This is a genomic window from Trebonia sp., from assembly GCF_049794275.1.
Taxonomy (GTDB): domain Bacteria; phylum Actinomycetota; class Actinomycetes; order Streptosporangiales; family Streptosporangiaceae; genus Trebonia.
Window position 1 is genome coordinate 1 of the sequence record NZ_JBARCR010000981.1, and the last position, 1,569, is coordinate 1,569.

Genomic DNA, 1,569 nt, shown 5'->3' on the forward strand with positions numbered 1-1,569 from the left:
CCGCCGGGCACCGGCAAGACCACCCTGGCCTACGTCGTCAGCCAGGTCACCAGCCGGAGGTTCACTGAGCTCTCCGCGGTGACCGCGGGCGTCAAGGACGTGCGCGCCGCCGTGGACGCCGCGCGCCGCGAGCTGGGCATGTCCGGCCGCCAGACCGTGCTGTTCATCGACGAGGTGCACCGGTTCAGCAAGACCCAGCAGGACGCGCTGCTGCCGGCGGTGGAGAACCGCTGGGTCTCCTTCATCGGCGCGACGACGGAGAACCCGTCGTTTTCCGTGGTCTCACCGCTGATGTCACGCTCCCTGCTGCTCACGCTGCAGCCGCTGGATGACGACGACATCCGCATGCTGGTGGAGCGCGCCCTCGCCGACGAACGCGGCCTGGCCGGCGCCGTCACGCTCGACCCCGACGCGCTTGACCACCTGGTCCGGCTCGCCGGCGGCGACGGGCGGCGCGCGCTCACCTACCTGGAGGCCGCCGCGCTGGGCTTCGAAACACAGGGCACGGCGCACATTGACACGGCGACGCTCGAGCGAGCCGTCGACAAGGCCGCGGTGCGGTACGACCGCGACGGCGACCAGCACTACGACGTGATCAGCGCGTTCATCAAATCGATCAGGGGCAGCGACGCGGACGCCGCGCTGCACTACCTCGCGCGGATGATCGAGGCGGGGGAAGACCCGCGGTTCATCGCGCGGCGGCTGATCGTGCACGCGAGCGAGGACGTCGGCATGGCCGACCCGACCGCGCTGCAGACCGCGGTCGCCGCCGCGCAGGCGGTCGAGTTCGTCGGGCTGCCCGAGGCGCGGATCAACCTCGCGCAGGCGGTGATCCACCTGGCGCTCGCGCCCAAGTCCAACGCCGTCGTCAAGGCGATCGGCGCCGCCCAGGCGGACGTGCAGGCGGGACTTATCGGGGCTGTGCCCGCGCACCTGCGCGACGCGCACTACGCTGGTGCCAAGCGCCTGGGCCACGGCGACGGTTATGTGTACCCGCACGACCGGCCGGAAGGCATCGTGGCGCAGCAGTACGCCCCCGACGTGGTGGCTGCCCGCACGTACTACGAGCCCACGAATCACGGCATGGAAAACCGTTTTTCTGAACGGGCCCGTGTGATACGCGACATCCTGCGCCCCGCGCGCGGGGGCGGTGAGGGCGCCACACCCGACGGGGACGCTCCTGCGGCTTCCGACGCTTCGCACGCTCCTGACGAGGGGAACGGCAGATGAGCCTGACCGGTGTCGCGGCGCTGATCGCGGCGGTGAGCTTCGCCGTGCTCGCGTGCGCCGGGGTGTACCTGACCATGCGGCTGACCCGGCTACTCGGTGACGCGGCCACGCTGGTGCGCGAGACGCGCGAGGACCAGCAGGTGCTGCTGACCCGCGCCAACGCGGCGGTGGACCGGGCCAGCACGCAGCTCGACCGCGCCGAGGTCGTCGCCGCCAGCATGGACGAGCTGGGCGCTGGCATGACCGAGCTGGCCGGCCAGGTGTCCGCGCTGGCCGGCTTCGGCCGCACCCTCGCGGGCACGGTGGTCGGCGGTCCTGTCGGCCGGGCCGCCGCGGTCG

2 protein-coding genes are annotated in these 1,569 nt (G+C 72.3%); both read left to right on the plus strand.

The window, feature by feature from the left end; genetic code table 11:
- Window positions 1-1,230: replication-associated recombination protein A (locus tag WA805_RS24970; protein WP_425243549.1), on the plus strand; the 1,230-nt coding region annotated here is incomplete at its 5' end.
- On the plus strand, window positions 1,227-1,569 hold a 343-nt coding region (locus WA805_RS24975; protein ID WP_425243550.1), incomplete at its 3' end, for a DUF948 domain-containing protein. The genes WA805_RS24970 and WA805_RS24975, both read left to right, overlap by 4 nt.